The sequence below is a fragment of the Roseomonas sp. USHLN139 genome (genome assembly GCF_037145735.1).
GTDB lineage: Bacteria > Pseudomonadota > Alphaproteobacteria > Acetobacterales > Acetobacteraceae > Pseudoroseomonas.
The window spans coordinates 572528-599231 of the sequence record NZ_JBBCWY010000001.1 but is presented as its reverse complement, the minus strand read 5'-3'; the positions used below and the strand labels follow the sequence as shown (position 1 = coordinate 599231).

Sequence of the window (26704 nt, the reverse complement as noted above, 5' to 3'; positions counted from 1 at the left end):
GCCTCGCGGGGTGGGAAGGGGCGCGGCGCCCCTTCCCGGTCGGCTCAGATGTGCAGGGCGCGGCCGTCGACGGCCAGCGCCGCTTCCTTCACCGCCTCGTTCAGCGTCGGATGGGCGTGGCAGGTGCGCGCCACATCCTCGGCCGAGGCGCCGAATTCCATGGCGATGGCGACCTCGGCGATCAGCGTGCCGGCATCCGGGCCCAGGATGTGGCAGCCCAGCACGCGGTCGGTCTCCTTGTCGGCCAGGATCTTCACGAAGCCGTCGGTGTCGCCCATGGCGCGCGCCCGGCCATTCGCCAGGAACGGGAACTTGCCGACCTTATAGGCCTGGCCGCGCGCCTTCAGCTCGTCCTCGCTCTCGCCGACGCTGGCGATCTCGGGCCAGGTATAGACGATCGCCGGGATCACGCCGTAGTTCACATGGCCCTTCTGCCCGGCCAGGATCTCGGCCAGCGCAACGCCCTCATCCTCGGCCTTGTGGGCCAGCATGGCGCCGGCGATGACATCGCCGATGGCGTAGATGCCGGGGACGTTGGTGGCGAAATGGCCATCGGTCTTGACCCGGCCGCGCTCGTCCAGGGCGACGCCGACCTCGGCCAGGCCCAGGCCTTCCGTATAGGCGCGGCGGCCGATGGCCAGCAGCACCACATCGGCCTTCAGCTCCTCGGCCGCGCCGCCGGCGGCGGGCTCGATCGTCAGGGTGACGCCCTCGGCGGTCTTGGCGGCGGCGGTCACCTTGGACTTCAGCTTGAACTTGAAGCCCTGCTTGGTCAGCACCCGCTCGAACTGCTTGGCGGTCTCGCCATCCATGCCGGGGGCCAGGCGGTCGAGATACTCGACCACGGTGACCTCGGCGCCGAGCCGCTTCCAGACGCTGCCGAGCTCGAGGCCGATGACGCCGCCGCCGATCACCACCAGGTGGCCGGGGACCTTCTCCAGCTCCAGCGCGCCGGTCGAGGTGACGATCTGCTTCTCGTCAACCTCGACGCCCTTCAGCGGCGCGCTGTCCGAGCCGGTGGCGATGACGATGTTCTTGGCGGCATAGGTCTGGCCGGCGACCTCGACCTGGCCGGGGGCCACGATCCTGCCAGCGCCCTTCAGCCAGGTGATCTTGTTCTTCTTGAAGAGGAACTCGACGCCCTTGACGTTGGCACCGACCACCTCGCCCTTGCGCGCCTGCATGCGCGCCAGGTCCAGCTTGACGCCATCGACCAGGATGCCGTGGTCGGCAAACTTGTGCTTGGTCTCCTCGAAGGCTTCCGAGGATTGCAGCATCGCCTTGGAGGGGATGCAGCCGACGTTCAGGCAGGTGCCGCCCAGCGTCTCGCGCTTCTCGACGCAGGCCACCTTCATGCCGAGCTGCGCGGCCCGGATGGCGCAGACATAGCCACCGGGGCCGGCGCCGATGACGATGAGGTCGAAGCTGTCGGACATGGGTCGAAGATCCTGCCTGGCAATGGATGGCCCGCAAACTGGCGCGGCGGCGCCGGGCTCGCAAGGGGCCGCGGCGCCGGGCAGGCATTCGCCCGCGCGATCAAGCCGCCCCAGGGCCGGGAGGAAGGCGGGTCGGACCGGCCGCGTGGCCCGGCCGCCAGCTTGGCACGCCCGCCTGGCATGCCCCCCCTGGCACACGCGCCGCGTCGCTGCCAGCTGCCGGAAAAATTGCATTCCCGCCGCGGCTTCTGCCACCCTTCCCGGCGACGGCGCCGGCCACAGGCGCCGCATTGGGAGGATACTCGATGACCCGACCGACGCGCGGCGCCTGGCCGCGGCGCGCGGCGCTGGCGCTTCCCGCCGCGCTGCTGGCTCCCCTCGCCCGGCCGGCGATCGCCCAGGGCTACCCGGCCCGGGCGATCCGGCTGATGGTGCCCTGGCCGCCCGGCGGCTCGGCCGATGCGCAGCTGCGCAGCCTGGCTGACCTGGCCGGCAAGCTGATGGGCCAGACGGTGCTGGTGGAGAACCGCTCCGGCGCGCGCGGCCTGCTGGCGGCGCAGGCGCTGCTGCAGGCCCAGCCCGACGGCTACACCCTGGCGCAGCAGCACCTCTCGGTCTTGCGCCACCCCTTCATGACCAAGGCGCGCTCCTGGGATCCGGTGGAGGATTTCACCCAGATCATCGGGCTGACCGGCTGGCTGTTCGGCGTGGTGGTGCGCTCCGACAGCCCGATCCGCTCCTGGGCCGATTACGTCGCGGCGGCCAAGGCACGGCCCGGCCACCTGACCTATTCGACCAGCGGCATCGGCACCAGCAACCACATCGCGATGGAGGATCTGTGCAATAGGCTGGGCATCCAGCTGACCCATGTGCCGTTCCGCGGCAGCACCGAGGGCGTCACGGCGCTGCTCGGCAGCCAGATCGACAGCATCGCCGACAGCTCCGCCTGGGTGCCGCAGGTCGAGGCCGGGCAGTTCCGCCTGCTCAGCGTCTGGTCGCCGGAGCGCGCCAGGCGCTTCCCCGATGTGCCGACGCTGAAGGAGCTGGGCATCGATATGGCGGTGACCTCGCCCTATGGGCTGGTCGGGCCGAAGGGCATGGATCCGGGCGTGGTGCGGGCGCTGCACGACGCGATGAAGGCGGCGCTGATGAGCCCGGAGAACACCGCCGTGCGCGAGCGCTGGGACATGCCGCTCGCCTACATGGACACCGAGAGCTATCGCAGCTTCACCGTGCAGCGCGTCGCCTATGAGCGCGACATGGTGGCCAAGCTCAATCTCAGCATCGACTGACACGAAAAAGGGCCAGGGCCGCTCGCGCGACCCTGGCCCCGTTTCCGACCCCGTTCCCGGAGCCGGGCGGGATCAGACGTCCAGCATCAGCCGGCGCGGATCCTCGATGCTCTCCTTGACGCGCACCAGGAAGGAGACGGCTTCCTTGCCGTCGACGATCCGGTGGTCATAGGACAGCGCCAGGTACATCATCGGCCGGATCTCGATCTTGCCGTTGACCACCATCGCCCGCTCCTTGATCGAGTGCATCCCGAGGATGCCCGACTGCGGCGGGTTGAGGATCGGCGTCGACATCATCGAGCCGTAGATGCCGCCATTGGTGATGGTGAAGCTGCCGCCCGCCATCTCCTCGAGCTTCAGCTGGCCGTCGCGGACGCGCTTGCCGAAGCCGGTGATGGCCTTCTCGATGCCGGCAAACGACATCTGGTCGGCATTGCGCAGCACGGGGACGACCAGGCCCGAGGGCCCGCCGACCGCGATGCCCATGTGGACGAAGTTCTTGTAGACCAGGTCGTCGCCGTCGATCTCGGCATTGACCGCCGGGAATTCCTTCAGCGCGGCGACGCAGGCCTTCACGAAGAAGGACATGAAGCCGAGCTTCACGCCCTGCTTCTTCTCGAAGACGTCCTTGTACTCGTTCCGCAGCGCCATCACCGCGCCCATGTCCACCTCGTTGAAGGTGGTCAGCATGGCGGCGGTGTTCTGCGCCTCCTTCAGCCGGACGGCGATGGTCTTGCGCAGGCGGGTCATCTTCACCCGCTCCTCGCCGCTCTCCAGCGCGCGCGGCGCCTTGGGCGCGGCAGCCTTGGCGGCAGCCGGGGCCGGCTGCGCCAGGAAGGACTGCACGTCGCCCTTGCTGATGCGGCCGTCCTTGGCGGTGCCGGCGCCGATCTGCTCGGCCGAGACATTGGCCTCGGCCATCATCTTGGCGGCGGCCGGCAGCGGCGCATGCGCCGAGGGGGCGCCCGGGCGGGCGACCGGGCCGGTCTCGGCGCGCGGCGCCTCGACCTTCGGGGCGGCGGGGGCGGCAGCCGGCGCGGGCGCCGCGGCCTTCGGCGCGGCGGCACCGGCGCCGGCGGCGATCACGCCCAGCACCGCGCCCGGCTCGACCTCGGCGCCTTCCTCGGCGACGATCGATTCCAACACGCCGGCGGAGGGCGCATTGACCTCGACCGTGACCTTGTCGGTCTCCAGCTCCACCAGCGGCTCGTCGGCCGCGACAGCCTCACCGGCCTTCTTCATCCACTTCGCGATGGTCGCGGTGGAGACGCTCTCGCCCAGGGGGGGCACCACAATATCGGTCATTCTGCCGTCGCCTCTTTGCCGGTGCTAAAGGTCAGCTTCTGAAAAAAACGGAGGCGCGGAGCGCCGCCGCAGCGGGGCCCCGCGCCTGATGGGAGCGGCTTATGCCAGGCCGAGAGCCTGGCGAACCAGGGTTTCCTGCTGCTGCTGATGCACCTTGGCCGAGCCGGTGGCGGGGCTCGCCGCCTCCTCGCGCCCGACATAGGCGGGGCGCTGGGTCTTGTGGCCCAGCTCCTTCAGCACCTTCTCGATGCGCCGGTCGACGAAGGTCCAGGCGCCCATATTCTCGGGCTCCTCCTGGCACCAGACGATCTCGGCGTTCCTGTACTCGCCCAGGACGCGCGCCAGCGACAGGCGCGGGAAGGGATAGATCTGCTCCAGCCGCACGATGGCGATGTCGTCGATCTTCTTGTCGCGGCGCTCCTGCAGCAGGTCGTAATAGACCTTGCCGGTGCAGAGCACGACGCGCTTCACCTTGTCGGCCGGGCCGATCGCATCCGCCTCGGGCAGCACGGTCTGGAAGCTGCTGCCGGTGGCGAACTCGGCCAGGCTGCTGACCGCCAGCTTGTGCCGCAGCAGCGACTTCGGCGTCATGACGATCAGCGGCTTGCGGTAGTTGCGCTTCAGCTGCCGGCGCAGCGCATGATAGTAATTGGCCGGGGTCGTGAAGTTGCAGACCGCCATGTTGCGCTCGGCGCAGAGCTGCAGGTAGCGCTCGAGGCGGGCCGAGGAATGCTCCGGACCCTGGCCCTCATAGCCATGCGGCAGCAGCATCACCAGGCCCGACATGCGCAGCCACTTGGTCTCGGCCGAGGCGATGAACTGGTCGATCACCACCTGGGCGCCATTGGCGAAGTCGCCGAACTGGCCTTCCCACAGCGTCAGGGTGTTCGGATCGGCCAGCGTATAGCCATAGTCGAAGCCGAGCACGCCCATCTCGCTGAGCAGCGAGTTGAAGGCTTCCATCCGCTTCTGACCGTCGCGGATGTTGTTCAGCGGCACGTATTCCGCCTGGCTGTTCTGGTCGACCAGGACGCAGTGGCGGTGGCTGAAGGTGCCGCGCTGCACATCCTCGCCCGAGAGGCGGATGCGGTGGCCTTCCAGCAGCAGGCTGCCGAAGGCCAGCGCCTCGCCGGTCGCCCAGTCGATGCCCTCGCCGCTCTCGATGGCGTTCTTCTTCGCCTCGAGCTGGCGGACGATCTTGGAATTGGCGGCGAAGCCCTCCGGCACGCGGGACAGGGCGGCGCCCACCTCGCGCAGCGTCTCGAGGTCGACGGCGGTGCCGTCCTCTTTCTCCTCGTCATCCGAGCCGGCGGCCTTCAGCCCCGACCAATGGCCTTCCAGCCAGTCGGCCTTGTTCGGCTTGAAGGTCTGGGCGGCCTGGTAGGCCTCCTCAAGCTGGGCGTAGAAGGCGTCCAGCATCGCCTTGCTGTCCTCGGCCGGCAGCGCGCCGGAGGCCGCCAGACGCTCGGCATAGAGCGTGCGGGTGGTCTTCAGCTCCTTGATCCGGCCGTACATGATCGGCTGGGTGAAGGCCGGCTCGTCGGTCTCGTTATGGCCGTGGCGGCGGTAGCAGACGATGTCCAGCACCACGTCGGCGCCGAACTTCATGCGGTACTCGGCGGCCATGCGGGCGGCGAAGACCACCGCCTCCGGGTCGTCGCCATTGACGTGCAGGATCGGCGCCTGCACCGACTTCGCCACATCCGTGCAGTACAGGCCCGAATAGGCATGCGCCGGCACGGTGGTGAAGCCGATCTGGTTGTTGGTGATGACGTGGACGGTGCCGCCGGTGCGGTAGCCGATCAGCTGGCTCATCGCCAGGGTCTCATAGACCACGCCCTGGCCGGCGAAGGCGGCGTCGCCATGCAGCAGGATGCCCATGACGCTGCGGCGGCCCTTGGTGTCGCCCGCCATGTCCTGGCGCGCCCGCACCTTGCCGACCACGACCGGGTCGATGACCTCGAGATGCGACGGGTTCGGCTGCAGCGACAGGTGCACCGTCCGGCCGCCGATCTCGATGTCGGTGGAGGTGCCCAGGTGGTACTTGACGTCGCCCGAGCCCTGCACGTCGTCCGGATTGGCCGAGATGCCCTTGAATTCGGCGAAGACCTTGGTGAAGGGCTTCTTCACCACGTTGACCAGCGTGTTCAGCCGGCCGCGATGCGCCATGCCGATGACGATCTCGCCGACGCCCTCGGCGGCCACCGCCTCGATCACCGTCTGCACGGCGGGGATGGTGACCTCGCCACCCTCCAGGCCGAAGCGCTTGGTGCCGACATACTTGCGGGCGCAGAAGGCCTCGAAGCCCTCGGCCTCGGTCAGCTGCTGCAGGATCTGCTTCTTGGCCGCCGCGTCGAAGGCGGTGGTCCAGGGCGCGCCCTCGACCTTCTGCTGGATCCAGGACTTCTGCTCGGGGTCCTGGATATGCATGAACTCGACGCCGATCGGGCCGCAATAGGTCGCCCGCAGGATGCCGACGATCTCGCGCAGCGTCGCCGTCTCGCGGCCGAGCACCTTGTCGATGAAGATCGGCCGGTCGAGATCGGCCTCGCTGAAGCCGTAGCTCTTCGGGTCCAGCTCCGGATGCGGCTTCGGCGTCTGCAGGTGCAGCGGGTCGAGCTGCGCCTCCAGATGGCCGCGCACGCGATAGGCGCGGATCAGCATCAGCGCGCGGATCGCGTCCTGCGCCTGCTGCCGCGCGGCGGCCGGGTCCACCCCGGGAGCGGCCGCGGCGGGGGCGCCGGGCTTGCCGCCCTTCTTCGGATCGGCCTTCGGCGCCTCGGGCTCGGGGGCGAAGCCGCCCTTCGGCCGCGGCGCCCAGGAGGCGCCGCTGGCGTCATGCAGCACCGCCTTGGCGTCGTCGTTCAGCGCCGCGAAGAGCTCCTGAAAGGAGGCGTCCACGCTGTCCGGCCGCTCCACCCAGCGCGCGTACAGATCGGCAAGGAAGGTGGCATTCGCCCCCGTCATCACGCTTGCCAGGATGTCGATACCGGCCATCTTATCCTCCTCGCCCGCGCCTTCCTCGGGCACGGCGGTCAGCTCACAGCGGGGCGTCAGAAAACGCCAACGCCGCCCCGGATATAGGGACGGCGCTGGATAACATAATGGTAAAAGGCGGCAAGTTGCAGGTCGCCGCCGCGGGCCTGCATGGCAGACCCGCGTCGTTGGCCGTCCCCTTGCGCGCCTCGCTCCGGCATCAGCCGCGCAGCGCCTTCACCATGGTCGAGCCGAGCGCCGCGGGGCTCTCGGCGACATGGATCCCGGCCTCGCGCATGGCGGCCATCTTCGCCTCGGCGGTGTCCTTGCCGCCGGAGATGACGGCGCCGGCATGGCCCATGCGGCGGCCCGGAGGGGCGGTCGCACCGGCGATGAAGCCGACCACGGGCTTGTAGCCCTTGGAGCCCGGCTTGTTCTCGCGGCCGAGGAACTCGGCGGCCTGGATCTCCGACTGGCCGCCGATCTCGCCGATCATGATGATCGACTGGGTCTCGGGGTCGGCCAGGAACATCTCCAGGACTTCCGTGAAGTCGGTGCCCTTGACCGGGTCGCCGCCGATGCCGACGCAGGTCGACTGGCCGAGGCCGGCCGCTGTCGTCTGGGCCACCGCCTCATAGGTCAGCGTCCCCGAGCGGGAGACGATGCCGACCGAGCCGCGCTTGTGGATATGGCCCGGCATGATGCCGATCTTGCAGGCGTCGGGGGTGATGACGCCCGGGCAGTTCGGGCCGATCAGCCGCGACTTGGAGCCGGACAGCGCCCGCTTGACCTTGATCATGTCGATCACCGGGATGCCCTCGGTGATGCAGATGATCAGCGGCACCTCGGCGTCGATCGCCTCCAGGATGGAGTCGGCGGCGAACGGCGGCGGCACGTAGATGACCGAGGCATTGGCGCCGGTGGCTTCCACGCATTCGGCGACCGTGTTGAACACCGGCAGGCCGAGATGCGTCTGGCCGCCCTTGCCCGGGGTCACGCCGCCCACATACTTCGAGCCATAGGCGATGCCCTGCTCGGCGTGGAAGGTGCCCTGCGACCCAGTGAAGCCCTGGGTCATCACCTTGGTGTTCGCGTCGACGAGGATGGCCATCTTACTTGGCTCCCTTCACGGCGCGGACCACCTTCTCGGCGGCGTCGGCCAGATTGTCGGCCGGGATGATCGCCAGGCCGGATTCGGCCAGGATCTTCTTGCCGAGGTCCACATTGGTGCCCTCGAGGCGCACGACCAGCGGCACCGAGAGGGTCAGGTTCTTGGCGGCGACGACGATGCCATTGGCGATCATGTCGCACTTGGCGATGCCGCCGAAGATGTTGACCAGGATCGCCTTGACGTTGCTGTCGGAGGTGATGATCCGGAACGCCTCGGTGACGCGCTCGGCCGTCGCGGTGCCGCCGACATCGAGGAAGTTGGCGGGCGAGGAGCCGTAGAGCTTGATGATGTCCATGGTCGACATCGCCAGGCCGGCGCCGTTCACCATGCAGCCGATCTCGCCATCGAGCGCCACATAGTTCAGGTCGTGCTTGACCGCCTCGAGCTCCTTCGGGTCCATCTCCGTGTCGTCACGGAGCGCCTCGAGATCCTTGTGGCGGAACAGCGCGTTGTCGTCGAAGGACACCTTGGCATCCAGCGCCACGATCTCGCCGGCACCGGTCACGACCAGCGGGTTGATCTCGACGATGGCGCAGTCCAGCTCGACGAAGGCGGTGTACATCGCCGTGACGAACTTGGTGAAGGAGGCGACCTGCTTGCCTTCCAGGCCGAGCCCGAAGGCCAGCTTGCGGCAGTGGAAGCCGGAGACGCCCGAGGCCGGGTCGACCACCGCCTTCAGGATCTTCTCGGGGTGGTTCTCGGCCACCTCCTCGATCTCCATGCCGCCCTCGGTGGACGCCATGATGACGATACGCGAGGTGTCACGGTCGACCAGCAGCGAGAGATAGAGCTCGCGCTTGATGTCGCAGCCATCCTCGACATAGACGCGGCTGACCTGCTTGCCGGCCTCGCCGGTCTGCTTGGTCACCAGGGTCTTGCCGATCATCGCCTCGGCGGCGGCCTTCACGTCGGCGACCGACTTGACGACGCGGACGCCGCCCTTGCCGTTCGGGTCTTCCTTGAAGCGGCCGGCACCACGCCCACCGGCATGGATCTGGCTCTTCACCACATAGACGGGGCCGGGCAGCTTCTTCGCCGCTTCCTCCGCCTCGGCGGCGGTCCAGGCGACATGGCCCTCGAGAACTGCCACGCCGTAGCGCTTCAGCAGCTCCTTGCCCTGGTATTCGTGGATGTTCATCCGTTCACCCTCTGCATGGGCCAACAGGCCGGGAGCTGCCCCGACCCGACATTTAGGTCCCGGGAGCCGGCCCCGCGGCCCGCTCCCGAGGGGGAATCAGACGCCGAGCTTCTTGAAGTCCGCGATCAGCTTCTTCACCGCGTCGCAGGACTTGTCGAAGGCGGCCTTTTCTTCCGGCGTGAACTGGACCTCGACGATCTTCTCGACGCCCTTGTCGCCGATCACCACCGGCACGCCGACATAGAAGTCGCTCATGCCGTATTCGCCGCTCAGCAGCACGGCGCAGGGCAGCACGCGCTTCTTGTCCTTCAGGTAGCTCTCGGCCATGGCGATCGCCGAGGCGGCCGGGGCGTAGAAGGCGGAGCCCTTCTCCAGCAGCTTGACGATCTCGCCGCCGCCATTGGCGGTGCGGGTGACGATGGCGTCGATCTTCTCCTGGGTGGTCCAGCCCATCTTCACCAGGTCGGGCACCGGGATGCCGGCGACGGTGGAGTAGCGGGTCAGCGGCACCATGGTGTCGCCATGGCCACCCAGCACGAAGGCGGTCACGTCCTCGACCGACACCCCGAACTCCTCGGCCAGGAACATGCGGAAGCGGGCGGAGTCGAGCACGCCGGCCATGCCGACGACCTTCTCGGCCGGCAGGCCGGACTTCTGCTGCAGCACCCACACCATCACGTCGAGCGGGTTGGTGATGCAGATGACGAAGGCGTTGGGGGCATAGGTCTTGATGCCCTCGGCCACCTTGGTGATGACCTCGGCATTCTTGGTCAGCAGGTCATCGCGGGTCATGCCCGGCAGGCGGGGGAAGCCGGCGGTGACGATCACCACGTCGGCGCCCTCGATCGCGGCATAATCGGCCGCGCCGACCATCTTGCTGTCGAAGCCGTCGACCGGGCCCGACTGCATGATGTCGAGGGCCTTGCCGGCGGCAACCCCGGCGAAGACGTCGAACAGGACGACGTCGCCCAGTTCCTTGAGGCCGATCAGGTGGGCGAGGGTGCCACCGATGTTGCCGGCGCCAACCAGCGCAATCTTCTTGCGGGCCATGAGGATCATCCTTCCCGAGCGTTCAAGCGAAGGCGGTATCTGGAAACTTGCGTGGCTACCTACTCCCCCACACCCCGCCCGACAAGGCGGTGGCGTGTCAGATTCAGGCAGCCGCGACGAAGCGGCCGCCCCCTGCCCCGCGGCGCAGGCCGGGAGCCGGGGGAGTCCGCCAGAGACCTCCCGATGCCCTGGCCCCTGTCCGGGGTGCAGGGCGGTGGCCGGCCGCTATGCCGCGGCCGGGTGGCTGATCACGGCCGCGCAGGGCCGAAACAGGGCGTCCGGGGGCCGCCGGCCCGGGGAACGACCAGAAACCCGCTCAGAGCGGCAGGCAGCGCACCACATCATCATGGCCACGCGCCAGGGTCGACATGGTGCCGACCGGGCATTCGCGCTGCTCGCCCGCCGCCGTCGGCAGGCCGGCCTGCCAGGAGGTCAGCCGCGGGCCGACCACGCGGCGGACCGCCTCGCGCTGGCCGCCGCGCGCCGCCGGCTGGCGGCTGGCGGTGCGCTGCAGGGCGGCCCCACGCCGCGCCGGCGCCATCGGCTTGGCCGAGGCGCGGCTGACGGCCGCGCGGCTGCCGCGGGCCGGGGCGGCCGCCACGGCGGCGCGGGTATTGCCACGGGCGACGCTGGCCTGCTGCCGGGCCGGCGCCGCGGCACGCGCGGCGCTGCCGCTGGCCTTGCCCGCCTTGCCGGCATTGCGTTCGGTCCGCGCCCCGGCGGCTTCGGCCGTCGGCACCAGCGCGGCAGGCACCAGCGCCAGGGTCAGCAGGCCCAAGAGGCAGAGCGGGATCAATCGCATGCGAGCTTCCTTATGACACGCTGCCGCAGCCTCAGGTGAGGTGCGGCAGGCCCAGATAGTCGTGGCTTTGCATTTCCATCAGGCGGGAGGCGGTGCGTTGGAACATCGCCGCGTTCTCGCCCTGCTCGTAGAGCTGGTCCGGCACCGCGGCGGCCGAGGCGACCAGCTTGCAGCGATGCTCGTAGAGGGTGTCGACCAGGGTGATGAAGCGCCGGGCCCGGTCGAAATTGTCCGGCCCCAGCCGGGGCACGCCGTCGAGCACCAGGGTGTGGAAATGGGTCGACAGCGCCAGGTAGTCGGCCGGCCCGAGCGGCAGGCCGCAGAGATCCTCGAAATCGGCCCGGGCAACGCCGCCCACGGCCTGCGGCACCCGCACCCGGCGGCCGAGCACCTCGATCTCCTCCGGCGCGCCATGCGGGCGGCCGGTCAACTCCTTGAAGGCGGCGTCCAGCGCCCGCTCGGCGCGGCCATCGATCGGCGCGTGCCAGGTCGGCAGCCCCTGGATGCGGTCGCGGCGATAATCCTGCTGCGACTTCAGCTGCAGCACCGCCACATGCTTGTTGATCAGGGCGATGAAGGGCAGGAAGGCGTCACGCCCCGGCTTGCCCTTGAACAGGTCGTCCGGCGCGGTGTTCGAGGTGGCGACGATCACCGTGCCGCGGGCGAACAGCGCCTCGAACAGCCGGCCCAGAATCATCGCATCGGCGATGTCATGCACCTGGAACTCGTCGAAGCAGAGCAGCGAGGCCTCGGCGGTGATGCTGTCGGCCAGCGGCGGGATCGGGTCCTGGGTGTCGCCATGCTGCTTCTTCCAGGCATGGATGCGCTGGTGCGACTGCTGCATGAACTGGTGGAAGTGGATCCGCTTCTTCCGCGGCACATCGGCACAGGCGAAGAACAGGTCCATCAGCATGGACTTGCCGCGGCCGACCTCGCCAACCAGATAGAGTCCCTGGGGGGCGTTGCCCGGGGCTTCCTCGACCGGCTTGCGGCGCAGGAAGCGGGACATGAAGCCGCCGCCCTCCTTGGTGGGCGGCTCGTGCTTCGGCTCGTAGCCGCGTGTGCGGCGCCAGAGATCCTGCAGGGTCTCGGCGGCAAACGCCTGGGCGGGGTCGGAACGCAGTTCACCCGCCGCCACCTTCGCACGGTAGGCGGGGAGTGGTCCTTCGGCGTAGGACGGGAGGCCAGCGGCCTCCCCCGGCTTCATGGGGCCATCCATCGCGTTGCGGCATAGCCTGTCAGGGCCGATGCGGCAACCGCGTCTTCACTGTAAAGCACAACCCACGGAAAGAATGATGGTTTCATGCCGTCGATGGGGGATGTGCGCGGAACCGGTCCGCCGCATCCTCCGGCCGGTCGCGGCGTTACCTGGTGACAGCAACCACCAGGGAGAGCCTGCGATGATCGACCGGAGCATGATCCAGGAACACGCCGAGGTGGTCGCCTCCTGCGGCACCCCGCTGGGCCGGGTCGACCACCTGGCCGGCGACTTCATCAAGCTGACCCGCGACTCCTCGCCGGACGGGCAGCACAAATACCTGCCGCTCAGCGCCGTCGCCGATGTCGAGGGCGGCAAGGTGTCGACCATCATGAACCATACGGCGGCCACCTCGCTCCTGCAGGACGAGCCCGAGGCAGGGGCCGGGTTGGCGGTGACCGGCAGCTAGACATAAAAAAAGGCCAGGGGGCGCTGCCCCCTGACCCCCGCCGGGGGCATTAATGCCCCCGGACCCCCACATCCTCGTCAGCCTTGGCGTTCGACCATCATCTGCTTGATCTTGCCGATCGCCGCCGCCGGGTTCAGGCCCTTCGGGCAGGTCGCGGCGCAGTTCATGATGGTGTGGCAGCGATACAGCCGGAACGGGTCTTCCAGATTGTCCAGCCGCTCGCCGGTCGCCTCGTCGCGCGAATCGGCGATCCAGCGATAGGCCTGCAGCAGCACGGCCGGGCCGAGATAGCGGTCGCCGTTCCACCAGTAGCTCGGGCAGGCGGTGGAGCAGCAGAAGCACAGGATGCACTCCCACAGCCCGTCGAGCTTGGCGCGCTCCTCCTTGGACTGGCGGCGCTCCTCATCCGGCGGCGGCGGGGTGTCGGACTTCAGCCAGGGCTCGACCGAGCGCAGCTGGGCGTAGATGTGCGACAGGTCGGGCACCAGGTCCTTCACCACCGGCATATGCGGCAGCGGGGTGATGCGCACGTCCTTCTTGGCCACTTCCTCGATCGGCTTGAGGCAGGCCAGGGTGTTCATCCCGTCGATGTTCATCGCACAGGAGCCGCAGATGCCCTCGCGGCACGAGCGCCGGAAGGTCAGCGTCGTGTCGACCTCGTTCTTGATCTTGATCAGCGCGTCCAGGACCATCGGGCCGCACTTGTCGAGATCGAGCTCATAGGTGTCGTAGCGCGGATTCTCCCCCGTATCGGGGTCGAAGCGGTAGATCTTGAACGACTTGACGTTCTTGGCGCCGGCCTCGGCCCGGTAGGTCTGACCGGTGCCGATGGTCGAGTTCTTGGGCAGGGTGAAAGTGGCCATGGTCCCGCTCCTTCCTCAGTACACGCGCGGCTTGGGCGGGAAGACCTGGACCTCGTTGGTCAGGGTCCGCATCTTCACGTCGCGATAATCCAGCGACACCTTGTAGTTCTCGTCCACGCGGGCGAGCGTGTGCTTCATCCAGTTGGCGTCGTCGCGCTCAGGATAATCCTCATGGGCATGCGCGCCGCGGCTCTCGTGCCGGGCCTCGCCGCCGACCACGGTGGTCAGCGCATTGCCGATCAGGTTGTCCAGCTCCATCGCCTCGGCCAGGTCGCTGTTCCAGATCAGCGAGCGGTCGGCGATGCGGATGTCGCTGTAGCCGGCGGCCACCTTCGCCATCTTCTCGCAGCCTTCCTTCAGCAGCTCCGAGGTGCGGAACACTGCCGCATGCGTTTGCATGGTGCGCTGCATGGTCAGCCGCAGCTCGGCGACCGAGGTGCTGCCCTTGGCGTGGCGGACCTTGTCGAGACGGTCCAGCGCCTTCTCGCCGGCCTTGGCCGGCAGCGGCGCCTGGGTGGCGCCCGGCTTCAGGGTGGCGGTGGCGCGCAGCGCCGCGGCGCGGCCGAAGACCACGAGATCCAGCAGCGAGTTGGTGCCCAGGCGGTTGGCGCCATGCACCGAGACCGAGGCCGCCTCGCCCACCGCCATCAGGCCGGGGACCACGCGATCCTGGTCGGTGCCGGTCGCGGCCAGCACCTCGCAATGGATGTTCGTCGGGATGCCGCCCATGTTGTAGTGGACGGTGGGCAGCATCGGGATCGGCTCTTTGGTCACGTCCACGCCCGCGAAGATCTTCGCGGTCTCGGAGATGCCCGGCAGCCGCTCATGCAGCAGTTCGGCGCCGAGATGCTCCAGATGCAGGTGGATGTGATCCTTGTGCGGGCCGACGCCGCGGCCCTCGCGGATCTCCATCGACATGGCGCGGGAGACGACGTCGCGCGACGCCAGGTCCTTCGCCGTCGGGGCATAGCGCTCCATGAAGCGCTCGCCCTCGGAGTTGGTCAGGTAGCCGCCCTCGCCGCGGGCACCCTCGGTCACCAGGCAGCCGGAGCCGTAGATGCCGGTCGGGTGGAACTGCACGAACTCATTGTCCTGCAGCGGCAGGCCGGCGCGCAGCACCATGCCGCCGCCATCGCCGGTGCAGGTATGGGCGGAGGTGCAGGAGAAATAGGCGCGGCCATAGCCGCCGGTGGCCAGCACCACGGTCTGGGCGCGGAAGCGGTGCATGGTCCCGTCTTCCAGGTTCCAGGCCATCACGCCGCGGCAGGCGCCTTCCTCGTCCATGATCAGGTCGAGGGCGAAGTATTCGACGAAGAACTCGCAGTTATGCTTCAGCGACTGCTGGTACAGCGTGTGCAGGATGGCATGACCCGTGCGGTCGGCCGCGGCGCAGGCGCGCATGGCCGGGGTCTTGCCGTAGTTCTGCATGTGGCCGCCGAAGGGCCGCTGGTAGATCTTGCCGTCCTCGGTGCGCGAGAAGGGCACGCCGAAATGCTCGAGCTCGATGATCGCCGGCACCGCCTCGCGGCACATGTATTCGATGGCGTCCTGGTCGCCCAGCCAGTCCGACCCCTTGACGGTGTCGTACATGTGCCAGCGCCAGTTGTCCTCGCCCATGTTGCCGAGCGCGGCGCCGACGCCGCCCTGGGCCGCCACGGTGTGGCTGCGGGTGGGGAAGACCTTGGTGATGCAGGCGGTTTTCAGGCCGGCCGCCCCCATGCCGAAGGTCGCGCGGAGCCCGGCGCCGCCGGCTCCCACCACGACCACGTCGTAGGTGTGGTCCACCACGCGGTAGGCGCCCGAGGAGGGCATGGTGATCGCGTTCATCGTCCCGATCCGTCCGTTAGTTCATGGCTGCGGCAGGCGCCGCCGGGCAGTTCATCATGGCGGCAGAAGCCGCCGGGTGCGGTGCCGCCAGCAGCGGCGCCCATACATCGGTCTGCTCCCGCATCGCGCAAGGCGTCGCCGTGCCAGCGGGCACCGCAGGGCCGGCGGGCAGGCCGGCCGCGCCCATCAAAGGGCGATCCGCAGCACGGAGAGCGCCGCCAGCAGGGCCAGCAGCCAGCACAGGGCCTTCACCGCCAGGATGGACAGCATCCGCGGCATCTCGCCGCGCACGTAATCCTCCAGCACCACCTGCATGCCGGCCCCGGCATGCTGGAAGGAGATCAGGATGAAGGAGATCAGCAGCACCGCGTTCAGCGGGTGGCCGATCCAGGCCACGACCTGCGCATGGCTCGAGCCGGTGTGCAGGGCGATGGAGAGGATGAACCAGATGGTCAGCGGCAGCAGCGCGATCGAGGTGACGCGCTGGATCCACCAGTGATGCGTGCCGCCCCGGGCGGAGCCCAGGCCGCGCACGCGGCCGAGCGGGGACTGCAGCCGGACGGGATTCTGTTCGCTCATGGTCGGTGCGTCCCGCTTACCAGGAGATCAGGGCGATGAGCCAGGTCAGCACGGTGGCGACGCCGGTCGCGACCATCAGGACCTTGCCCGACTTCCAGGTCGACGGCATGTCGAAGCCATGGCCGGCGTCCCACATCAGGTGGCGGAGGCCGGCGAAGGTGTGGAACCAGGCCACGGCGGTCATCCCGGCCAGCACCAGCATCCCCAGGAAGGAGCTGAAGAACCACTGCGCCTTGCCCAGCGCCTGCGGCCCCGAGGCGGCGGCCATCAGCCACCACACCAGGAAGACCGAGCCCACCGTCCAGGCCACGCCGGTGGCGCGGTTCAGGATCGACAGGCCGGAGGTGATCTGCACCATGTCGTAGACTTGCAGGTGCGGCGACATCGGCCGCTGGATGCGCGTCCCGTCGGTACGGCGGCCCACATAGGTCGCCTCGCGCGCGTCTTTCATACTCGACATGGACCGATCCCGCTCCGCCACATTTTGAGACGCCCCCGCGCCCGGCCTGGGCAGCGACCGGACAGGGGCGGTGCACGACCTTTTATGGTGCGCTGCCGTGCAGCGTCAACGCGCCGACCCTGCATGACACAGCCCGGAAAAGCATCGGTTAAGCGCCGGGGGCCGCTTTTCGCCGCCGCGCCCCGGTGGGCAGGTCCGGCCAGCCCTCTGGCCGGCCGGCCCCGCACAACAAAAACCACCCATCGGCCTTGCCGATGGGTGGATGCCTAAGCTTCCCGACTCGGTGGCCAGCGGCCACCCTGCGGTCAGTAGCCGTGATAGGGCCGCTGCGGCGTGGTCGCGGCGCCACCCACGGCGCCCAGCGCACCGCCGATCAGCGCGCCGGTGCCGGCATTGCCGCCGGTCAGGGCGCCGACACCCGCACCGGCGCCGGCGCCGAGCAGGCCGCCGCCGATGGCGCGCTGGCCCGGGTTGTAGGGATCGGTGCAGGCCACCAGGCCAAGCCCCATGCCGGCGACAAGTCCAACGCGAATCAGGGTCTTCCGCATGCTCAATCCTCCTTGCCGGATGACAACGCGGTAACCCTGGCCGGGATGCAGGACAAAGATGCGGCGCTGCCATGGCCAAGTCGAGGCAGGGCATCACAGGCCCGTGAGAGAAAAGCCCCACAAACCAGCGCCCAAGAACAGAAAAAAGAAAGGGTCGAGGGGAATTCCTTCCCCTCGCCTGCCCTTGTCTTCCCGTCAGGCCGGCTCGCGCAGCAGCAGGTTCTGCCGCACCAGTTCTTCCGCGATCTGCACCGCGTTCAGCGCCGCGCCCTTGCGCAGGTTGTCGGCGACGCACCAGAAGGCCAGGCCGTGCGGCACGGTGGGATCGGCGCGCAGGCGGGAGACGAAGACCGGGTCCTCGCCGGCGATGTCCACCTGGGTGGCGTAGCCGCCATCCTCGCGCTGGTCGAGCACGGTGATGCCCGGCGCCTCGCGCAGCGCCTCCCAGGCCTGCTGCGGGGTGATCGGCCGCTCGAACTCGACGTGGACGGCCTCGCCATGGCCGATGAAGGCGGGGACGCGGACGCAGGTAGCGACGACCTGGATGTCGGGGTCGAGGATCTTGCGGGTCTCGACGGCCATCTTCCACTCTTCCTTGGTGAAGCCGTCCTCCATGAACTTGTCGATGTGCGGGATGCAGTTGAAGGCGATCGGCTTGGTGAAGACCTCGGGCGTCGCCGCGTCATTGACGAAGATGCCGCGGGTCTGGGTGAAGAGCTCGTCCATCGCCTCCTTCCCCGCGCCGGAGACCGACTGGTAGGTCGAGACGACGACCCGCTTGATCCGCGCCAGGTCGTGCAGCGGCTTCAGCGCCACCACCATCTGGATGGTCGAGCAGTTCGGGTTGGCGATGATGTTGCGCTTGCGGAAGCCGCGCAGCGCGCCGGGGTTCACCTCCGGCACCACCAGCGGCACGTCGTGGTCCATGCGGAACTGGCTGGTGTTGTCGATGACGACGCAGCCGGCGGCGGCGGCGCGCGGCGCATGCACCGCCGAGACCGAGGCGCCGGGCGAGAACAGGCCGATATGGGTGCCGGCGAAGTCGAACTTCTCCAGGTTCTGCACCTTCAGCACCTGGTCCTCGCCGAAGGAGACCTGCTGCCCGGCGGAGCGGCCGGAGGCCAGCGCGATCACCTCGCCCACCGGGAACTTGCGCTCGGCCAGCGTCTTGAGGATCTCGCGCCCCACATTGCCGGTGGCGCCGACGACCGCGACCCGATAGCCCATGATGTGATTCCTCGTTCCGGCGGTGGATGCCGGCGGGCCTGGCGCGGCCGGGCGCGGCGAAAAGTGGCGTGGCTTACCGCCCTTGCCGAACCCGGCGCAACCACTTTGCCGGCTGGCCCGCCCCTGGGCCCACCCCTGGGCTTACCCCCGGGCACCGCCGGCCGGCGGAGGGCAGCCCTGCGCATCGCGCCCGCCGGACGGGCCTTGCGGGACGGCGCCGCCAGGGGCAATTGAGGCGGCGTGCTGCACATGATCAAGCTCTGCGTCGGGCCTCGCGACGTTGCCTCGCTGCGCGCCGGCCAGGCGCGCCGGCTGGCGCTCGACCCGCCGCTGCGCCACCTGACGCGGATGCATCCGAAGCGCGCCGAGGAGATCCTGGACGGCGGCTCGCTCTACTGGGTGGTGGCGGGCTATGTCTGCGTGCGGCAGCGCATCCTCGACATCCGCAGCGAGGCCGGCAATGACGGCACGCCGCATGCCGCGCTGATCCTGGACCCCGAGCTGGTGGCGGTGGCCGCCCGCGCCATGCGGCCGTTCCAGGGCTGGCGCTACCTGGCGGCCGAGGCGGCGCCGGCGGATCTCGGCAGCGGGGCGGCGGATTCCTCCGGCGTCGACGAGCTGCCGGAGAAGCTGCGGCAGGAGCTGACGGCGCTCTGCCTGCTCTGAGCAGGCGCAGCATTCCGCCGCCGGTTTTCCCCTGGCGAATCATCGCCTGAGCGACCGAATCGAAGAATTAACGTTAATTCAGCAGGGGCCCATCCTGGCGTCAGCCGGCGCCTGCGATCCTGTCGGGTGAAGGGGGAGTTCTCCCCTTCCCTTCAGGAAACGCATCATGCTCCGCCCGCTCCGCCTTCTGTTCGCCCTTGCCGTGCTGGCCGCCCCGCTGGCGCTGCCCAGCTTCAGCAGCCCTGCCGAGGCCCGCACTGCCGCCTCCACCCGGACGGAGCAGCAGGCCAGCGCCCGGCATCATCGCCGCCATGTGGCGAAGCGCGGCCAGCACCGCACCCGCCACGCCCAGGCCCGCCGCCACCGCACCCCGCGCGTGGCCGGCTGAGGCCTCCCACAAGCCATTCGGCGGCGCTCGTTTCCCGGCAGAGCGTCGTCGGGGCCGCGTCCTCCCGGCGCGGTCGACGGCCAGGGGTCCTGAAGGACTCCTGGCCGTTTTTTTTGCTCAGGCCTCGGCCTCGACCAGTGCCAGCAGGCCTTCCAGCACCAGCGCCGGGCTGGGCGGGCAGCCGGGGATGACCAGGTCGACCGGCAGCACCGCGCCGACCCCGCCCGCCACCGCATAGCTGTCGCGGAACAGCCCGCCATCGAGCGCGCAATCGCCCACCGCCACCACCCAGCCGGGCTCGGGCATGCAGGCATGGGCGCGCAGCAGCGCCTCGCTCATGTTGCGCACCGCCGGCCCGGTGGCCAGCAGCACATCGGCATGGCGCGGGCTTTCGACGAAGCGCAGGCCGAAGCGCTCCAGGTCGTAGACCACGCCCTGCAGCGCCGCGAGCTCCAGCTCGCAGCCATTGCAGGAGCCGGCATTGAGGGCGCGGATGGCCAGGCTCCGGCCCAGGCGGCCGCGCGCGGCGGCCTCCAGCCGCTCGGTCAGCGCCGCCACCGTCTCGGGCAGCGGCGGCACGGCGGCATCGGTCAGCGGGCGGCGCAGCAGGCTGCGCGCCAGGCGGGGCCATAGCATTTTCTGTCACTCCTCCCGCGGCGTCACAGGTCCACCCCGCTGACCGAGGCGTTGAAGCTGCGGCTGATCAGCGGCAGGTCGGCCAGAATATTGTTCTCCATGGCGGCCTCCAGCAGCGGCCAGAGCAGCCAGGAGGGATCGCGCGGGAAGCAGCCGGCGACCAGCCCGGCCTCGTCCAGCGCCACCCAGCAGAAGACCTCGCCCCGGAAGCCCTCGACGGTGAAGGAGGCCTCGCCGCCGCGGGCCGGCAGCGGCACGCAGACCTCGCCGGCCGGCAGACTGTCGAGCAGCGCCTCGATCAGCGGCAGACCGACCAGGATCTCCTCCCAGCGCAGCGTCAGCCGCGCCTCGACATCGCTGGCGCTGGCCTGGGGCACCGCCGGCGGATGCCGGTCATAGGGCGGATAGGCCAAGTCGCGCCGCGCATCGAAGCCGCGCCCCGCCGCGCGCCCGACAACACCCCCGGCGCCGAGCAGGGAAGCCCATTCCGGCTTCAGCACGCCGCATCCGGAAATCCGGTCCTGCAGGCTGGCATGCTCCTCCAGCACGTCGCGGATCGCCGGCAGCTCGGCGGCGACCAGGCGCAGCGCGGCGCGCAGCCCCTCCCGCCCGTCCGGCGCGATATCGGCGGCCAGCCCGCCGGGGATGACGCGGTCCATCAGCAGCCGGTGACCGAAGGCGGCCTGGGAGGCGCGCAGCAGCACCTCGCAGAGCGCGCCCAGCCGCGCCTGCGGCCAGGCGAAGCCGGCCTCGCCGCTGAGCGCGCCGATGTCGCGCAGATGGTTGGCCAGCCGCTCCAGTTCGGCCAGCACGCCGCGCAGCGCCACGGCGCGCGGCGGCACCTCGACGCCCAGCGCGCGCTCGACGGCCCCAGCGAAAGCCCAGGAATGGGCCAGGGTGGAATCGCCCGACAGCCGGGCGACCAGCGGCGCGGCGCGCAGCGGCGGCTGGCCGCGCCACAGCGCCGGCAGGCCCTTGTGGGTATAGCCCAGCAGCAGCTCCAGCCGGACGATCGCCTCGCCCAGAACCTGGAAGCGGTGATGCGCCGGCTCGCCCAGGCTGCCCATGACGGGGCCGAGCGGGAACTGGTGCACCCCCTCGCCCTCGGCCGGCAGGAAGACCGGCTGCGGCGGCTCGCCGATGCGCGGCGGCGGCGCGGGCGAGAGCGGCGCGCGCACCGCCCAACGGCCATGGTCCAGCCAGGGCCGGGCATCGCGACCGCCCTCGGCCTGCCAGCCCCAGAGATCGGCGATGGCGCGCTCGAACCAGGCGGCGCCGGGCCGGGCCGGGGAGAGCGCCGGGAAGCGATCGCCCTCGACCATGAGGCTGGCGACCACCGGCGCCGGCGCGGCCGCGCTGCGGAAGGCGGCATGGACCCAGGCGCCATCGGCCCAGAGCGCCATCAGCTCCAGCTCCGGCTCCTGCCGCAGGGCGGCGGGCAGCGCCGCCCAGGCGGCGGCGTCGAGGGTGAAGAGCCCCGCCCCGCGCGGCGCGGCCGAGAGGATCAGGCGGGAGGCCGGGCCGCTCACTGCACGACCCTCGCCGCCGCGGCCAGGGCGTCGCGCAGCGGCGGCGGCAGGAACAGGCCGAGCGCCAGGGCCAGCGCCAGGTGCAGCGCCAGCGGCAGGCCGATCGCCCAGGGCGCGGCGAGCTCGCCGGGCGGCGGCGGCAGCAGCGGCGGCGCGGCCGGCGCGGGCGGGCCGAAGCACAGCGCCTGCAGCCGCGCGACCAGGGCGAGCGCCACCAGCAGCAGCCCCGGCACCAGCGGCAGCGCCAGCCAGGGCAGCCGCGCCGCCACCTGCTGCAGCAGCAGGAACTGCGCGGCGAAGCCGGAGAAGGGCGGCAGGCCGGCCAGGCCGAGCAGCGCCAGCGCCACCCCCGCCCCCAGCCAGGGCCGCGAGGCGGCGAGGCCAGCGAGTGCGGCAAGCTGCTGCGCGCCGCGCATCAGCCGCGCCTCGGCCAGCGCCAGGGCCAGCCCGCCGAGCAGCAGCCCCTGGCCCAGCAGCAGCAGGATGCCGGCGATGGCGGCCGGCCCGCCCAGGCCGAAGGCGAAGGCGGCCAGCCCCGATTGCGCGATGCCGATCCAGGCCAGCCAGCGCCCGGCATCGCGCCGGCGCCAGAGCGACAGGCCGGCGAGCCACAGCGTCGCCAGGCCCAGCGCCATCATCAGCGTCCCCGGCGCCACCACCTCGGGGTTCAGCGCCACCACGGCGCGGGCGCGCAGGATGGCGTGCAGGGCGGCGACCAGCAGCACGGTGTTGAGCAGGGCCGGCACGGCGGCGGGCGCCTCGGCGGTGGCATCCGCCAGCCAGCCCTGCAGCGGCACCAGGGCGGCGATGCTGCCATAGCCGACGAGGAGGAAGACGAAGGCCAGCGTCAGCAGCCCGCCATCCGCCTCCCGCCCGACGCGCAGCAGGGCGGTGAAGGACAGGGACGCCTCGCCGCCGCCGGCATAGGGCTGCGCGGCCAGCGCCAGCAGGATGGTGCCGAACAGCGCCAGCGCGATGCCGACGCCGCCCAGGATCAGCAGCTTCCAGGCCGCCCCCACCGCCGCCGGGCCGCGCTTCAGGGCCGAGAGCAGCACCGCCGCCATCACCGCCGCCTGCAGCGCGGCCCAGAGCAGCACGAGGTTGTCGGCCAGCAGCGCCAGCTGCGCCGCCCCCAGGAAGATCTGGAAGCCGGCGAAATAGGCGCGGCCGGCGCGCGGGCTGAGCCGCTCGGCCGGCAGCGTCGCCAGCGAGGCGGCCGCGGCAGAGAGCCCGACGAGCGCCACCAGCGGCGAGAGGAACAGGGTCAGCGCATCGAGATGCAGCAGCCCGTCCACCTCCTGCGGCGCCGCCGAGAGCGCCAGCGCGGAGGCCAGGGCCAGGGCCGTCACGCCCAGATTGCCGAAGCCGGCCCAGCGCGGCCGCGGCAGGAAGCCGAGGACGAGGGCCGCCAGCAGGTGCAGCAGGACCAGGGGGGCGTAGGTCATTCCGTCGCCTCCCCCGGCGGCCGTGGCCGCGACAGGTCGAGCGCGCCAAGATCCTGCCGCAGCCGCAGCGCGAAGAAGCCGGCGACGGCGACCAGGGCGCCGACCAGGACGAGGGTGGAGAGCTCGACCACCAGCGGCAGGCCGGGCACGCCGGTCGCCGCCAGCACCAGCCCGTTCTGCAGGCTGAGCAGGCCGATGCCCTGGCTGATGGCATGGCGCCGGGTGATCATCATCAGCATCCCCAGCAGCACGACCGAGAGCGAGATGGCCAGGTCCTCGCGCGCCAGGGGGGCGGCGCCGGCGGTGGCCGGCAGCACCACCAGGATGGCCAGCGTCACCAGCCCGACGCCGGCGACCAGGCTGGGCCCGACGCCGAGGCCGGGTTCCAGCTCGCGCTGCAGGCCGAGATGCCGCAGCAGCCGGCGCAGCGCGATCGGGATGGCGACGGCCTTCACCGCGCCGGACATGATCGCCGTCACGACCAGCAGCGGCGCGTCCTGGAAGAAGCCCTGCCAGGCGATGGCGAGCGCCAGCAGCGCGCCCTGGGTCGCGAAGCCGGAGACCAGCGCCGCCAGCCGCCGCTGGTAGAGCAGCACGAAGGAGAAGAGCAGCACGCCGCCGCCCAGCATATGCGCCACGTCATAGGGCCAGCCGCCGGCGTTCATGCGAGCCCCGTCGAGAGGAACAGGAAGACCAGCCCGAGCAGCGCCAGCAGCAGCGCGGCGCCGAGGAATTCGGGAACGCGGAAGACGCGCATCCGGGCGATGGCGGATTCGAAGACGGCCAGCAGCAGCGCCAGCAGCAGCAGCTTGGGCAGCCAGACCGCCAGGCCCAGCATCCAGGCCAGCGGCCCGGCATCGGCCGGCGCGATGCCGAAGGGCAGGAAGAGCGCGGCCAGCAGCGCCAGCCAGAGCGTCAGCCGCAGCGCCGCGGTCATCTGCCACAGCGCCAGGTGCCGGCCCGAGGCCTCCAGCAGCATCGCCCCCTGCAGCAGGGTGACGGCCGGCGCCCCGGCCGGATGGTCCAGCGGCTGGTCGAGGGGGACGCGGCCATTCTCCACCAGCGCCACCGCCAGCAGCGCCACCAAAGCGAGGCCCAGCGAGATGCGCGGCCCCGGCGCGCCCTCCTGCAGGGCGAGGCCGATGGCGTCCAGGTTGGTGCTGCCGGCCAGCATGGCGAAGCCCATCACCGCCAGCAGGAAGGCCGGCTCGGCGAAGGCGGCGAAGGACATGGCGCGGGCGGCACCCAGGCCGCCGAGCCCACTGCCGATATCGAGCGCGGCCAGCGCCAGGGCGCAGCGCGCGATCGCCAGCAGCCCGACGACGAGCAGAAGATCGGCCAGCGGCGAGAGGGCCATGTCGCGGGCGAAGCCGGGCACCAGGCAGGCCGCCACCAGCGTCGCCGCCAGCCCGACATAGGGGGTGACGGCGGAGACCACGGAGGCGTTCTCGGCCAAAACGGGCCGCTTCTTCAGCAGCTTCAGCAGGTCGCGCCAGGGCTGCAGCAGCGGCGGCCCGCGCCGGCCCATCAGCCGCGCCTCGAGGATGCGGATGCAGCCGAGCAGCAGCGGGGCCAGCGCCAGCATCAGCAGCAGGTGCAGCAGCTGGGCGAGCAGGCCGGCGAGCCAGGTCATGCCCCGCCCCCCCACCAGGCGAGCAGCGCCAACAGGGCCAGGATCAGGAAGAAGACCAGGCCGAGCAGGTGGCGGATCGACAGGTCGCGCAGCCGCTCGGCCCGGGCCGCGCAGGCGTCGCGGGCGCGCAGCAGCGGCGCCAGCAGGGCCGGCAGCAGCGGGTCGTGGAAATGGCTGTCCAGCCGGGCCGGCGCGGTGTCGCCGGGCGGCGGCCAGGTGATCGTCTCGCGCGCCGCCAGCAGCCGGCGGGCCAGCATGCGGCGCAGCGGCTGGGCGAAGCCGAGGGCGCTGGGCTGGGTCAGCGGCTCGCCGAAGGGCAGGTGCGGCGGCGGCGCGGCGAAGCCGCCATCCCAGGCCGGCCCGCGCACGGTGGCACGCGGCGAGATCTGCCGCAGCAGGGCGACCAGGCCCAGGAAGGCGAAGGCCAGGAGGAGGGCAATGCCGAGCGGCCGGTAGTCGGAGGCGGCGGCGGCGGCGCTGACCGACCAGACCCCGATCTCGGCCGGGCCGGGATGGCCGCTGACCAGGGAGAGCGCCGGGGCCGCCAGCTGCAGCAGCGGGCCGGGCAGGATGCCAATGCCGCCGGCCGCCCCCGCCAGCGCGAAGAACAGCGCCCGCAGCAGTCGCGGCGGCTCCTGCGCCCCCAGCGTGCGCGGCGCGCGCGGCCGGCCGAGGAAGGCCAGCGCCCAGAAGCGCAGCATGGCCAGCGCGCCGAGCGAGGCGGCGACGCCGACCGAGGCCACGGCGGCGGCGACCAGCACCTGGAAGCCGAGCTCGCCGACCCGCCAGGCGGCCAGCAGGGCCTGCAGCAGCAGCCAGTTGCCGGCGAAACCCGCCATCGGCGGCAGCGCGGCGGCGGCGGCGCAGCCGGCAATGGCGGCCAGCGCCACCGCCGGCATGGCATGGATCAGGCCGCCGAGCCGGTCGAGCCGGCGCGAGCCGGCCGCATGCTGGATCTCGCCGGCGACCAGGGTCAGCAGGGTCTGGAACAGCCCATGGCCCAGCGCGTGCAGCAGCCCGGCCCCGGCGGCCAGCGCCGAAAGCGCGCCGAGATCGGCCGCGCGCAGGCTGGCCGAGAGGCCGAAGGCCATGGCCACCAGGCCGAGATGGCCGAGCCCGGCGCAGGCCAGGATCGAGCGGGCATCGCCTTCCTGGGTCGCCCGCAGCGCGCCGAAGACGGCGGTCGCCGCGCCCATAACCAGCAGCGGCACCCCCCAGCCCAGCGGCTGCGCCGGCCCGCCGAGATCCAGCAGCAGCCGCGCGGCCACATAGAGAAAAACCTTGCCGGCGACGGCTGAGAGCAGCGCCGCGGTCGAGGCCGGCAGCTGCGGCTGCAGCAGCGGCAGCCAGCCATGCAGCGGCAGCAGCCCGGCGCCGGCCCCCGCCCCCAGCATCACCAGCGCCATGACCGCGGCGGCCTGCCAGCCCTGCGGCGGCGCGGCGCGCAGCGCGGCGAAGGACAGGTCGCCCGCCGTCCCGGCCAGCAGGCCGATGGCGGTGGCCAGGCAGGCCAGGCCGAACAGCGAAAATCCCAGGGCCAGGCCGGCGGCGACACGGGGGGCGGCGTCCTCGGCCTCGCCGGCGGCCAGCGGCAGCCAGAGTGCCAGCGCCGCCAGCCCGAGGCCGAGCAGCAGAGAAAAACCGTCGGCGGCGAGTAGGGCCAGGGCGAGACCGGCCAGCAGCAGCGGCAGGCCGGCCGCCTGGCGCGGCGGCAGCGCGGCCTCGCGCAGCAGGGCGAAGACCGCGCAGGCGGCGCCCGACAGGCCGAGCAGCAGCAGGAACCAGGCCGAGAGCCCGTCCAGCGCCAGGCTGATCGGGCCCCAGGGCGGGCCGAAGGGCAGCAGCAGCGGCTCCGGCGCGCCGAGGGCGAGCGCCGCGGCCGCGCAGCCGGCCAGCCCCAGCGCCGCCACGCCGCAGCCGGCCGGCACCAGCCGCCCCAGCCGCCGGCGGGGAGCCGGCGCCAGCAGCGGCATGGCGAGGGCCATCAGCGCCGCCAGCAGCAGCAGGCCGAGCAGCAGGGCGGGCGCCAGGGCGGGCTGAACAGTCACGGCCGCAGGATAGGGCGC

General features: G+C 71.1%; 24 protein-coding genes. 4 read left to right on the top strand and 20 right to left on the bottom strand.

What is annotated here, in order from left to right:
- Positions 1–44 precede the first annotated feature (44 nt).
- Positions 45–1436 carry a dihydrolipoyl dehydrogenase gene (gene lpdA, locus WFI16_RS02735; protein ID WP_419896257.1) on the bottom strand — a complete coding sequence of 464 codons (1392 nt, stop codon included), beginning with the start codon at positions 1434–1436 and terminating at the stop codon, positions 45–47.
- Positions 1437–1741: 305 nt separating this feature from the next.
- Between lpdA and WFI16_RS02730 the strand changes: the two genes are divergently transcribed.
- A complete protein-coding gene (locus WFI16_RS02730) occupies positions 1742–2728 on the top strand; it encodes a tripartite tricarboxylate transporter substrate binding protein (RefSeq protein ID WP_419896256.1) in 987 nt (328 codons plus the stop codon).
- 72 nt (positions 2729–2800) lie between these two features.
- Here the strand turns inward: WFI16_RS02730 and odhB are convergent, their stop codons facing one another.
- From odhB to zapE, 7 genes are all read right to left on the bottom strand, one after another.
- Positions 2801–4033, bottom strand: coding sequence for a 2-oxoglutarate dehydrogenase complex dihydrolipoyllysine-residue succinyltransferase (odhB, locus tag WFI16_RS02725; RefSeq protein ID WP_419896255.1), 1233 nt, complete (start codon positions 4031–4033; stop codon positions 2801–2803).
- Between the two features lie 99 nt (positions 4034–4132).
- On the bottom strand, positions 4133–7030 hold the full coding sequence (locus WFI16_RS02720) for a 2-oxoglutarate dehydrogenase E1 component (RefSeq protein ID WP_419896254.1): 2898 nt from the start codon (positions 7028–7030) through the stop codon (positions 4133–4135).
- A gap of 199 nt (positions 7031–7229) precedes the next feature.
- Positions 7230–8120, bottom strand: coding sequence for a succinate--CoA ligase subunit alpha (gene sucD, locus WFI16_RS02715; protein ID WP_419896253.1), 891 nt, complete (start codon positions 8118–8120; stop codon positions 7230–7232).
- Position 8121: 1 nt separating this feature from the next.
- On the bottom strand, positions 8122–9318 hold the full coding sequence (sucC, locus tag WFI16_RS02710) for an ADP-forming succinate--CoA ligase subunit beta (protein WP_419896252.1): 1197 nt from the start codon (positions 9316–9318) through the stop codon (positions 8122–8124).
- 96 nt (positions 9319–9414) lie between these two features.
- Complete coding sequence (mdh, locus tag WFI16_RS02705) at positions 9415–10368, bottom strand: malate dehydrogenase (RefSeq protein WP_419896251.1); 954 nt, start codon at positions 10366–10368, stop codon at positions 9415–9417.
- A gap of 316 nt (positions 10369–10684) precedes the next feature.
- The gene (locus WFI16_RS02700) at positions 10685–11170 is read right to left on the bottom strand and encodes a hypothetical protein (RefSeq protein WP_419896250.1); all 486 of its coding nucleotides are present in this window, start codon (positions 11168–11170) and stop codon (positions 10685–10687) included.
- Positions 11171–11201: 31 nt separating this feature from the next.
- Positions 11202–12389, bottom strand: coding sequence for a cell division protein ZapE (zapE, locus tag WFI16_RS02695; RefSeq protein WP_419896249.1), 1188 nt, complete (start codon positions 12387–12389; stop codon positions 11202–11204).
- Positions 12390–12570: 181 nt separating this feature from the next.
- On the opposite strand from zapE, the gene WFI16_RS02690 reads away from it, so the two are divergent.
- Positions 12571–12837: a DUF2171 domain-containing protein gene (locus WFI16_RS02690; protein WP_419896248.1), complete on the top strand. Its 267-nt coding sequence runs from the start codon at positions 12571–12573 to the stop codon at positions 12835–12837.
- Positions 12838–12914: 77 nt separating this feature from the next.
- Here the strand turns inward: WFI16_RS02690 and WFI16_RS02685 are convergent, their stop codons facing one another.
- From WFI16_RS02685 to WFI16_RS02660, 6 genes are all read right to left on the bottom strand, one after another.
- Positions 12915–13700, bottom strand: coding sequence for a succinate dehydrogenase iron-sulfur subunit (locus WFI16_RS02685; protein ID WP_419896247.1), 786 nt, complete (start codon positions 13698–13700; stop codon positions 12915–12917).
- A 15-nt stretch (positions 13701–13715) separates the two neighbouring features.
- A complete protein-coding gene (sdhA, locus tag WFI16_RS02680; RefSeq protein ID WP_419896246.1) occupies positions 13716–15527 on the bottom strand; it encodes a succinate dehydrogenase flavoprotein subunit in 1812 nt (603 codons plus the stop codon).
- A 186-nt stretch (positions 15528–15713) separates the two neighbouring features.
- The gene (gene sdhD / locus WFI16_RS02675) at positions 15714–16106 is read right to left on the bottom strand and encodes a succinate dehydrogenase, hydrophobic membrane anchor protein (RefSeq protein WP_419896245.1); all 393 of its coding nucleotides are present in this window, start codon (positions 16104–16106) and stop codon (positions 15714–15716) included.
- Between the two features lie 16 nt (positions 16107–16122).
- A complete protein-coding gene (gene sdhC, locus WFI16_RS02670; RefSeq protein WP_419896244.1) occupies positions 16123–16566 on the bottom strand; it encodes a succinate dehydrogenase, cytochrome b556 subunit in 444 nt (147 codons plus the stop codon).
- A gap of 305 nt (positions 16567–16871) precedes the next feature.
- Complete coding sequence (locus tag WFI16_RS02665) at positions 16872–17114, bottom strand: hypothetical protein (protein WP_419896243.1); 243 nt, start codon at positions 17112–17114, stop codon at positions 16872–16874.
- A gap of 195 nt (positions 17115–17309) precedes the next feature.
- Positions 17310–18341, bottom strand: a complete 1032-nt coding sequence (locus tag WFI16_RS02660; protein ID WP_419896242.1) for an aspartate-semialdehyde dehydrogenase — start codon at positions 18339–18341, stop codon at positions 17310–17312.
- Positions 18342–18581: 240 nt separating this feature from the next.
- On the opposite strand from WFI16_RS02660, the gene WFI16_RS02655 reads away from it, so the two are divergent.
- The gene (locus WFI16_RS02655) at positions 18582–19007 is read left to right on the top strand and encodes a DUF1489 family protein (RefSeq protein WP_419896241.1); all 426 of its coding nucleotides are present in this window, start codon (positions 18582–18584) and stop codon (positions 19005–19007) included.
- Positions 19008–19173: 166 nt separating this feature from the next.
- Positions 19174–19395, top strand: a complete 222-nt coding sequence (locus tag WFI16_RS02650) for a hypothetical protein (protein ID WP_419896240.1) — start codon at positions 19174–19176, stop codon at positions 19393–19395.
- Between the two features lie 117 nt (positions 19396–19512).
- Here the strand turns inward: WFI16_RS02650 and WFI16_RS02645 are convergent, their stop codons facing one another.
- From WFI16_RS02645 to WFI16_RS02620, 6 genes are read right to left on the bottom strand one after another with little or no spacing between them, the layout of a single operon-like run.
- Positions 19513–20031, bottom strand: a complete 519-nt coding sequence (locus tag WFI16_RS02645) for an NADH-quinone oxidoreductase subunit B family protein (RefSeq protein WP_419896239.1) — start codon at positions 20029–20031, stop codon at positions 19513–19515.
- 23 nt (positions 20032–20054) lie between these two features.
- Positions 20055–21560 (bottom strand): hydrogenase large subunit, encoded by a 1506-nt coding sequence (locus WFI16_RS02640; protein WP_419896238.1) that lies wholly within the window; start codon positions 21558–21560, stop codon positions 20055–20057.
- Complete coding sequence (locus WFI16_RS02635) at positions 21557–23005, bottom strand: proton-conducting transporter transmembrane domain-containing protein (protein WP_419896237.1); 1449 nt, start codon at positions 23003–23005, stop codon at positions 21557–21559. Before WFI16_RS02635 ends, WFI16_RS02640 begins: the two co-directional genes overlap by 4 nt.
- Entirely contained in the window at positions 23002–23670 is a 669-nt protein-coding gene (locus WFI16_RS02630; RefSeq protein WP_419896236.1) for a hydrogenase-4 component E, read from the bottom strand. The genes WFI16_RS02635 and WFI16_RS02630 overlap by 4 nt, the downstream gene beginning before the upstream one ends.
- The gene (locus tag WFI16_RS02625) at positions 23667–24638 is read right to left on the bottom strand and encodes a respiratory chain complex I subunit 1 family protein (protein WP_419896235.1); all 972 of its coding nucleotides are present in this window, start codon (positions 24636–24638) and stop codon (positions 23667–23669) included. Before WFI16_RS02625 ends, WFI16_RS02630 begins: the two co-directional genes overlap by 4 nt.
- Positions 24635–26686: a proton-conducting transporter transmembrane domain-containing protein gene (locus WFI16_RS02620; RefSeq protein WP_419896234.1), complete on the bottom strand. Its 2052-nt coding sequence runs from the start codon at positions 26684–26686 to the stop codon at positions 24635–24637. The genes WFI16_RS02625 and WFI16_RS02620 overlap by 4 nt, the downstream gene beginning before the upstream one ends.
- Positions 26687–26704 lie beyond the last annotated feature (18 nt).

Bases quoted from the DNA above. Each gene is read 5' to 3' on its own strand.
- lpdA (WP_419896257.1), bottom strand. From the start codon at position 1,436: ATGTCCGACAGCTTCGACCTCATCGTCATCGGCGCCGGCCCCGGTGGC.
- WFI16_RS02730 (WP_419896256.1), top strand. From the start codon at position 1,742: ATGACCCGACCGACGCGCGGCGCCTGGCCGCGGCGCGCGGCGCTGGCG.
- odhB (WP_419896255.1), bottom strand. From the start codon at position 4,033: ATGACCGATATTGTGGTGCCCCCCCTGGGCGAGAGCGTCTCCACCGCG.
- WFI16_RS02720 (WP_419896254.1), bottom strand. From the start codon at position 7,030: ATGGCCGGTATCGACATCCTGGCAAGCGTGATGACGGGGGCGAATGCC.
- sucD (WP_419896253.1), bottom strand. From the start codon at position 8,120: ATGGCCATCCTCGTCGACGCGAACACCAAGGTGATGACCCAGGGCTTC.
- sucC (WP_419896252.1), bottom strand. From the start codon at position 9,318: ATGAACATCCACGAATACCAGGGCAAGGAGCTGCTGAAGCGCTACGGC.
- mdh (WP_419896251.1), bottom strand. From the start codon at position 10,368: ATGGCCCGCAAGAAGATTGCGCTGGTTGGCGCCGGCAACATCGGTGGC.
- WFI16_RS02700 (WP_419896250.1), bottom strand. From the start codon at position 11,170: ATGCGATTGATCCCGCTCTGCCTCTTGGGCCTGCTGACCCTGGCGCTG.
- zapE (WP_419896249.1), bottom strand. From the start codon at position 12,389: ATGGATGGCCCCATGAAGCCGGGGGAGGCCGCTGGCCTCCCGTCCTAC.
- WFI16_RS02690 (WP_419896248.1), top strand. From the start codon at position 12,571: ATGATCGACCGGAGCATGATCCAGGAACACGCCGAGGTGGTCGCCTCC.
- WFI16_RS02685 (WP_419896247.1), bottom strand. From the start codon at position 13,700: ATGGCCACTTTCACCCTGCCCAAGAACTCGACCATCGGCACCGGTCAG.
- sdhA (WP_419896246.1), bottom strand. From the start codon at position 15,527: ATGAACGCGATCACCATGCCCTCCTCGGGCGCCTACCGCGTGGTGGAC.
- sdhD (WP_419896245.1), bottom strand. From the start codon at position 16,106: ATGAGCGAACAGAATCCCGTCCGGCTGCAGTCCCCGCTCGGCCGCGTG.
- sdhC (WP_419896244.1), bottom strand. From the start codon at position 16,566: ATGTCGAGTATGAAAGACGCGCGCGAGGCGACCTATGTGGGCCGCCGT.
- WFI16_RS02665 (WP_419896243.1), bottom strand. From the start codon at position 17,114: ATGCGGAAGACCCTGATTCGCGTTGGACTTGTCGCCGGCATGGGGCTT.
- WFI16_RS02660 (WP_419896242.1), bottom strand. From the start codon at position 18,341: ATGGGCTATCGGGTCGCGGTCGTCGGCGCCACCGGCAATGTGGGGCGC.
- WFI16_RS02650 (WP_419896240.1), top strand. From the start codon at position 19,174: ATGCTCCGCCCGCTCCGCCTTCTGTTCGCCCTTGCCGTGCTGGCCGCC.
- WFI16_RS02645 (WP_419896239.1), bottom strand. From the start codon at position 20,031: ATGCTATGGCCCCGCCTGGCGCGCAGCCTGCTGCGCCGCCCGCTGACC.
- WFI16_RS02635 (WP_419896237.1), bottom strand. From the start codon at position 23,005: ATGACCTACGCCCCCCTGGTCCTGCTGCACCTGCTGGCGGCCCTCGTC.
- WFI16_RS02630 (WP_419896236.1), bottom strand. From the start codon at position 23,670: ATGAACGCCGGCGGCTGGCCCTATGACGTGGCGCATATGCTGGGCGGC.
- WFI16_RS02625 (WP_419896235.1), bottom strand. From the start codon at position 24,638: ATGACCTGGCTCGCCGGCCTGCTCGCCCAGCTGCTGCACCTGCTGCTG.